The sequence below is a fragment of the Actinocrinis sp. genome (assembly GCF_035946395.1).
Classification (GTDB): Bacteria; Actinomycetota; Actinomycetes; order Streptomycetales; family Catenulisporaceae; genus Actinocrinis.
On the sequence record NZ_DASYZI010000256.1, the window covers coordinates 22,676 to 29,752 of the forward strand.

Here is a 7,077-nt window from a genome sequence, read left to right on the forward strand (position 1 = left end):
CCGGTTTTGTTGTGTCTTCTGGACGAGAGCGTAGTGGAGCGTTACGACAGGCCGGGTGTGATCGGCTGAAGGTGCAGCGACATGGAGATGTTCGTCTCGACGAAGCCGAGCGACCGGTAGAGGGCACGCGCCGGCGCGTTGTGGCCGAAGACGTGCAGGCCGACGGTCTCGGCGCCCAGTTCGCGCGCCTTCTCGATGCCCGCAAGCATGGTGGCCCGGCCGTAGCCGCGACCGCGGTGCTTCTCGTGCACCTCGATGTCGTAGACGTAGCCCTCGACACGGTCGGCCTTGCGCCGCCGGGCGAGCCAGATCGTGGCCACCTCCTCGCCGGAGGCGGCATCCCGCACCGTGTACAGATACTGGTCAGGGGTGTCGACGCCGTCCGGGAGCAGCCGGTCGTGGTCCGCCCGCGACAGTGCCACGGCCTCGTACTGCGACCACTCGCCGGAGGTGACCTTCTGCTTGGCGAAGTCGCGGATCCCGGCCTCCAGATAGGGGCCGAACTCCTCCTTCGTCATCGGGTCGAGCACCACGCGCGGTCCCGTCGCGGTCTTCGAACCGACACTACTGTCAGTCATGGGACCAACCTACTGCGCCGGTCTGGGCCGAGGCCGCCCGAGGTTCTGTCAGAGTAGGGACTGTGACGAAGACTGCGGGGACGGCCGGGGGCCCCGGGACGACCCCTCAACGCGCCGACGCGCACCGGCTCGCAGCCGTGCGCAGGCTGGAGAAGGGCACCGGCTCGCTGGCGAACGCGGCCATCGCCAGGATGGAACAGAAGTTCGCCTGGTATCGCAACATGCCGCCGGAGAACCGTTCCTGGGTCGGGCTGGTCGCGCAGGCCGGGATCGCCGCCTTCACCGAGTGGTTCCGGCACCCCGACCAGAAGGCCGCGGTCTCGGCCGACGTCTTCGGCACTGCTCCGCGCGAGCTGACCCGGGCCGTCACCCTCCAGCAGACCGTGCAACTGGTGCGCACGACCATCGAAGTGGTCGAAGAACGCATCCACGAGCTGGCCGAGGGCGAGGGCGAGGAGGCGATGCTGCGCGAGGGCCTGCTGCGCTACTCGCGTGAAATCGCCTTCGCCACCGCGCAGGTCTACGCCCAAGCGGCCGAGCTGCGCGGGGCCTGGGACGCGCGGCTGGAGGCCCTGGTCGTGGATGCGCTGCTGCGCGGCGAGGCCGACGACGTGGTGCGCTCGCGCGCCGCCGCGCTCGGCTGGGGCGCGCACAGCGACATCGTCGTGATGGTCGGCACCGCGCCGCAGGACGACGCCGAGGCCGTGGTGGACGCGATGCACCGGGCCGGGCGGCACGCCAAGCTCGCGGTGCTGGCCGGAGTGCAGGGCGACCGGCTGATCGCCATCGTCGGCGGCGTCGACGGCGACCCGCTGACCGCGGTGCGCCCGCTGGCCGGGCAGTTCGCGCCGGGCCCGGTCGTGGTCGGCCCGATCGTCGCGGACCTGACCGCTGCCGCCGGTTCCGCGCACGCGGCGCTCTCCGGGCTGCACGCCTGCGCCGCGTGGCCGGACGCGCCGCGCCCGGTGTCGGCGGACGATCTGCTGCCCGAGCGCGCGCTCGCCGCGGACGACACTGCGCGCGCCGTATTGGTGGAGGAGATCTACAGGCCGCTGGCCGAGGCGGGCTCGGCGCTGCTGGAGACGCTCTCGGTGTACTTGGAGCAGGCCGCTTCGCTGGAAGCCGCCGCGCGGATACTGTTCGTGCACCCGAACACCGTGCGCTACCGGCTCAGACGGGTGACTGACATCACAGGGTTGACGCCGGCTCAGGCGCGCTCCGCTTTCACGCTCCAGGTGGCCCTGGTACTGGGCCGACTCGCCGAGCAGGGGAAGGCTTTGTAGGGTTCCCACAAAATCGCTTGCAGGATCTTCGTCGCTGTCCCCACGGCCTGCGCGGGGCCGGGTTCCCGGAAGATGGAAGGGTGCTCGTACTCGTAGCTCCCGGCCAGGGTGCCCAGACTCCCGGCTTCCTCGCGCCCTGGCTTGAGGTGCCCGGTGTGGCCGACCGCCTCGCCTGGTGGTCCGCCGTCGCCGACCTCGACCTCGTCCGCTACGGCACCGAGGCGGACGCCGACGCGATCCGGGACACCGCGGTGGCGCAGCCGCTGCTCGTCGCCGCCGGCATCGCGGCCGCGCTCGCCGTCTTCCCGCACCCGGCCGAGGCGTTCCGCCTGGTCGGCGCAGCCGCGGGGCACTCGGTCGGCGAGCTGACCGCCGCCGCGGGCACCGGCGCGATCACCGCCGAGTCCGCGATGGCCCTGGTGCGCGAGCGCGGCCGGACGATGGCCGCGGCCGCCGCGGTGACGCAGACCTCGATGGTCGCGGTGCTCGGCGGCGAGGAGGCCGAGGTGGTCGCCAAGATCGAGGAGCACGGGCTGACCCCGGCCAACCGCAACGGCGCCGGGCAGATCGTGGCCGCCGGGACCGTCGAGCAGCTGGCCGCGTTCCAGGCCGACCCGCCCGCGCGGGCCAAGCTGCGCGCGCTGGCGGTGGCAGGGGCCTTCCACACCGGGCACATGGCGCCCGCGGTCGAGCGGATGGAGCAGCTGACCAAGGGTGTGAGCGTGCGCGACCCGCGAGTGCGTTACATCTCCAACCGCGACGGCGCCGTGGTGCACTCCGGCCGCGAGATGATCCAGCGGATCGTGCAGCAGATCGCGAACCCGGTGCGCTGGGACCTGTGCATGGAGACGATGCGAGACCTCGGCGTCACGGGGCTGCTGGAGGTCCCGCCGGCCGGGACGCTGACCGGGCTGGCCAAGCGCGCGCTGCCCGGCGTGGAGACCTTCGCGCTCAAGACCCCAGACCAGCTCGACGCCGCGCGCGAGTTCATCGCCCGGCACGCCGAGCAGCACGCCGCTGCCTACTCGCTGGACACCGCGCCGACCTGGCGCCTGGTGGTCGCCCCGTTCTCCGGCACCGTGCGGCGCGGGATGCCGGACGGCGCGAGCGTGGAGCCCGGCGCCGACCTGGCCGTCGGCGCGAAGATCGGCGCGGTGGTCTCCCGCCGCGAGGAGCGCGTGCTGGTCGCCGAACACGGCGGCACCGTGCTCGAATGGCTCGTCGAGGACGGCGATCCGGTCGCCCCCGGCCAACCGCTGGTACGCGTCCACCCGAAGGCGGAGGCCCACTGAGCATGGTCCAGATCAAGTCCCCTGTAGGCGCGCCGCACGCGCGCATCCTCGGCGTCGGCGGTTACCGCCCCTCGCGCGTCGTCACCAACGAGGAGATCTGCCAGACGATCGACTCAAGCGACGAGTGGATCCGCACCCGCACCGGCATCGAGCAGCGGCGCTGGGCCACTCCCGACGAGACCGTCGGCGTGATGTCGGTCAGCGCCGCCGGCAAGGCGCTGGCCGCCGCCGGGGTCGAGGCGGAGCAGATCGGCTGCGTCGTGATCGCCACGGTCACCCATCTGGTGCAGACGCCGTCGCTGGCGACCGACGTGGCCCACCAGCTCGGCGCGGTCAACGCCGTGGCGTTCGACATCTCCGCCGCGTGCGCCGGTTTCTGCACCGGCCTGGCCCTCGCCCAGGACATGATCCGCGGCGGTTCCGCCGAGTACGTGCTCGTCATCGGGGTCGAGCGGCTCAGTGACATGACCGACCTGCACGACCGGTCCACCGCCTTCATCTTCGGCGACGGCGCCGGCGCGGCCGTGGTCGGCCCGTCGCAGACCCCTGGCATCGGCCCGGTGGCCTGGGGCGCCGACGGCAGCCAGTACGACGCGATCGGCCAGACCTTCTCCTGGGACGCGCTCAAGACACAGCCCGGCCTCGGCTTCCCGATGCTGCGGATGGCCGGCCAGCAGGTCTTCCGCTGGGCCTCCTACCAGATGGTCCCGGTCGCCAGGCAGGCCATGCAGCGCGCCGGGGTCAGCGCCGACGAGCTGGACGCGTTCATCCCGCACCAGGCCAACAACCGGATCACCGACGCGATGCTCAAGGCGCTGAAGCTGCCCGCGCACGTCCCGGTGGCCCGCGACATCGCCAAGACCGGCAACACCTCGGCGGCGTCCATCCCGCTGGCGATGGAGCGGATGCTGGAGGAGGGCGAGGCGCCGCACGGCGGCGTCGCCCTGCTCATCGGCTTCGGCGCCGGGCTGGTGTACGCCGCGCAGGTGGTCGTGCTGCCGTGACGTGAATGTACGCTGCCCTAGTCCAAAACCGGGGCGGGCCGCACGGCCCGTCCGCACCCCCTACCCAGCAGTCAACGAGCAGGTAAGGAGCCTTGGATGGCTACTCAGGAAGAGGTCCTCGAGGGTCTCGCCAAGATCGTGAACGAAGTGGCCGGGATCGACGAGGGCGACGTCCAGCTGGACAAGTCGTTCACGAACGACCTGGACTGCGACTCGCTCACGATGGTCGAGGTCGTCGTCGCGGCCGAGGAGAAGTTCGACGTCAAGATCCCGGACGACGAGGTCAAGAACCTCAACACGGTCGGCGACGCGGTCAACTTCATCCTGGCCAACAGCTGAGCTGACCCCCGCCGAGTGCTCGGCCGTCGCGGCCGAGCACTCGCTGCGGCGGGTTGTGCGGAAAGCGTGCGGCGCCAGGTCCGCACAGCACCGAGAACTCACCCGAGCGTACGCAAAGATTGGATTACCTTGTCGGCGTCAACTAACAGCGCGGTTCCCCGTCGGGCGGTGGTCGTCACCGGTCTCGGCGCCACGACACCGCTCGGCGGTGACGTCGCATCCTCCTGGCAGGCGCTGCTGGCCGGGCGCTCCGGTGTCAGGCTCCTGACCGAAGACTGGGCCGAGGACCTGCCGGTGAAGATCGCCGCCCGGGTCGCGGTCGAGCCGAGCGCGGTGATGAAGCCGGTGGAGCGCCGCCGGCTGGACCGCTCGGCGCAGTTCGCCCTGATCGCCGCCCGCGAGGCCTGGAAGGACGCCGGGCTCGAAGGCGTCACGCTCGACCCGGAGCGCCTCGGCGCGGTGGTCGGCTCCGGCATCGGCGGCGTCATCACCCTGCTCGACGCGTACGACGTGCTCAAGGCCAAGGGCGCGCGGCAGGTCTCCCCCCGCACCGTCCCGATGCTCATGCCGAACAGCCCCGCCGCCTACGTGGGTCTGGAGTTCGGCGCGCAGGCGGGCGTGCACACTCCCGTCTCGGCCTGCGCCACCGGTTCGGAGGCGGTCGGCTACGCGCTGGAGATGATCCGCAACGGCCGCGCCGACATCGTGGTGGCCGGCGGCACCGAGGCCCCGATCCACCCGCTGCCGATCGCCGGCTTCGCCAACATGATGGCGATGTCGAAGAACAACGACGAGCCGCAGCGCGCCTCGCGGCCGTACGACAAGGCCCGCGACGGCTTCGTCCTCGGCGAGGGCGCGGGCATCCTCGTGCTCGAATCCGCCGAGCACGCCGCCGCGCGCGGCGCCCGGATCTACGCCGAGGTCGCCGGGGTCGGCATGTCCGCCGACTCGCACGACATCGCGCAGCCGGAGCCGACCGGACGCGGCATCAGCGCGGCGCTGCGGCACACGCTGGCGGACGGCGCGATCGACCCGGCGCAGATCGTGCACCTCAACGCGCACGCCACCTCGACCCCGCTGGGCGACGTCGCGGAACTCGCCGCGCTGCGCTCGGTGCTCGGCGAGGCCGCGCAGGACGTCGCCGTCTCCGCCACCAAGTCGATGACCGGGCACCTGCTCGGCGGCGCGGGCGGCGTGGAGACCGTCTTCTCGGTGCTGGCGCTGCACGAACTGCTCGCGCCGCCGACCGTCAACGTCGACGACCTCGACGACGAGGTGACCCTGGACATCGTGCGGCACGAGCCGCGCGGGCTGCGCGCCGACACTCCGGCCGGCCCCGCTGTCGTGCTCAACAACTCCTTCGGCTTCGGCGGGCACAACGTCGTGCTCGCGCTGCGCCGCTTCTGAGGCAGTTTCACCAGGTAGGGAGCACCACCAGCGATGACCGCCCCGACCGTGACCGACCCTGTCACGAACCCGACCGCGACCGTCCCGAGCGCGACACCCGCGGCCGCGACACCCGCGACACCCGAAAAGCCCGCCAAGCCGTCCCGCGCCGACGACCCGCGCAACCCGCTCAAGCGGCTGGCCAAGCTGTTCGACCCGGGCACTGTCGACCTGCTCACGCCGTTCGACGACTCGGGCTTCGTGGCGGCGCAGGGCCTGATCGACGGCACGCGCGCGTGCGCCTACGCCTCCGACCCGACCGTGCAGGGCGGCGCGATGGGCGACGAGGGCTGCAAGGCGATCCTGGTCGCGTACGAGAAGGCGCTGGCCGAGGGCGTGCCCGTGGTCGGGCTCTACCACTCCGGCGGCGCGCGGCTGGCCGAGGGCGTGCTCTCGCTGCACGCGGTGGGCCAGGTCTTCGCGATCATGACTCGGGCCTCCGGCCGGATCCCACAGATCTCGGTGGTGCTCGGCCCGGCGGCCGGTGGCGCCGCGTATGGCCCGGCGCTCACCGACATCGTGATCCTCGGCCCGGCTGGGCGGGTTTTCGTCACCGGCCCGGATGTGGTGCGGTCGGTCACCGGCGAGGCGGTGGACATGGACCGGCTCGGCGGGCCCGAGCCGCACGGCCGCCGCTCCGGCGTGGTGCACGTGGTCGCCCCGACCGAGGACGACGCGTACAACGAGGCCAGGCGGCTCGCGCAGCTGCTCGGCGAGCAGGGCGAGCTCGACCTGTCCGCGGTCGAGGACCGGGACCTGGCCGGGCTGCTGCCCGAGTCGGTTAAGCGCGCGTACGACGTGCACCCCCTGGTCGACGGCATCCTCGACGAGCCGGGGGTCGAGCTGCACCCGAAGTGGGCGCCGAACATCGTCACCACGCTCGGCCGGTTCGGCGGGCGCACGGTCGGCGTCATCGCGAACAACCCGCTGCGCCTCGGCGGCTGCCTGGACTCGTCCTCCGCGGAGAAGGCGGCCCGCTTCGTGCGCATGTGCGACGCGTTCGGCGTGCCGCTCGTAGTGCTGGTGGACGTGCCGGGCTACCTGCCGGGCGTCGGTCAGGAGTGGGACGGCGTCGTACGGCGCGGAGCCAAGCTGCTGCACGCCTTCGCGGAGGCCGTCGTGCCGCGGGTCACCC

The 7,077-nt window shown here is 72.4% G+C and carries 7 protein-coding genes; 6 read left to right on the plus strand and 1 reads right to left on the minus strand.

Annotation, left to right across the window (positions count from 1 at the left end):
* Positions 1-41: 41 nt before the first annotated feature.
* Positions 42-578 (minus strand): GNAT family N-acetyltransferase, encoded by a 537-nt coding sequence (locus VGS97_RS15850; RefSeq protein ID WP_326854290.1) that lies wholly within the window; start codon positions 576-578, stop codon positions 42-44.
* A 137-nt stretch (positions 579-715) separates the two neighbouring features.
* On the opposite strand from VGS97_RS15850, the gene VGS97_RS15855 reads away from it, so the two are divergent.
* The 6 genes from VGS97_RS15855 to VGS97_RS15880 all read left to right on the plus strand — a co-directional run.
* Positions 716-1,861 (plus strand): helix-turn-helix domain-containing protein, encoded by a 1,146-nt coding sequence (locus VGS97_RS15855; RefSeq protein ID WP_349262156.1) that lies wholly within the window; start codon positions 716-718, stop codon positions 1,859-1,861.
* An 80-nt stretch (positions 1,862-1,941) separates the two neighbouring features.
* Positions 1,942-3,153, plus strand: a complete 1,212-nt coding sequence (locus VGS97_RS15860) for an acyltransferase domain-containing protein (RefSeq protein ID WP_326854292.1) — start codon at positions 1,942-1,944, stop codon at positions 3,151-3,153.
* 2 nt (positions 3,154-3,155) lie between these two features.
* On the plus strand, positions 3,156-4,157 hold the full coding sequence (locus VGS97_RS15865; RefSeq protein WP_326854293.1) for a beta-ketoacyl-ACP synthase III: 1,002 nt from the start codon (positions 3,156-3,158) through the stop codon (positions 4,155-4,157).
* 96 nt (positions 4,158-4,253) lie between these two features.
* Complete coding sequence (locus tag VGS97_RS15870) at positions 4,254-4,496, plus strand: acyl carrier protein (protein WP_326854294.1); 243 nt, start codon at positions 4,254-4,256, stop codon at positions 4,494-4,496.
* Between the two features lie 168 nt (positions 4,497-4,664).
* The gene (gene fabF, locus VGS97_RS15875) at positions 4,665-5,903 is read left to right on the plus strand and encodes a beta-ketoacyl-ACP synthase II (protein ID WP_326854295.1); all 1,239 of its coding nucleotides are present in this window, start codon (positions 4,665-4,667) and stop codon (positions 5,901-5,903) included.
* A 33-nt stretch (positions 5,904-5,936) separates the two neighbouring features.
* The coding region (locus tag VGS97_RS15880) for a carboxyl transferase domain-containing protein (protein WP_326854296.1) at positions 5,937-7,077 on the plus strand (1,141 nt) is incomplete at its 3' end.

Excerpts from the sequence above, each read along its gene's own strand:
- VGS97_RS15850 (WP_326854290.1), bottom strand. The coding sequence starts at position 578 with ATGACTGACAGTAGTGTCGGTTCGAAGACCGCGACGGGACCGCGCGTG.
- VGS97_RS15870 (WP_326854294.1), top strand. The coding sequence starts at position 4,254 with ATGGCTACTCAGGAAGAGGTCCTCGAGGGTCTCGCCAAGATCGTGAAC.
- VGS97_RS15865 (WP_326854293.1), top strand. The coding sequence starts at position 3,156 with ATGGTCCAGATCAAGTCCCCTGTAGGCGCGCCGCACGCGCGCATCCTC.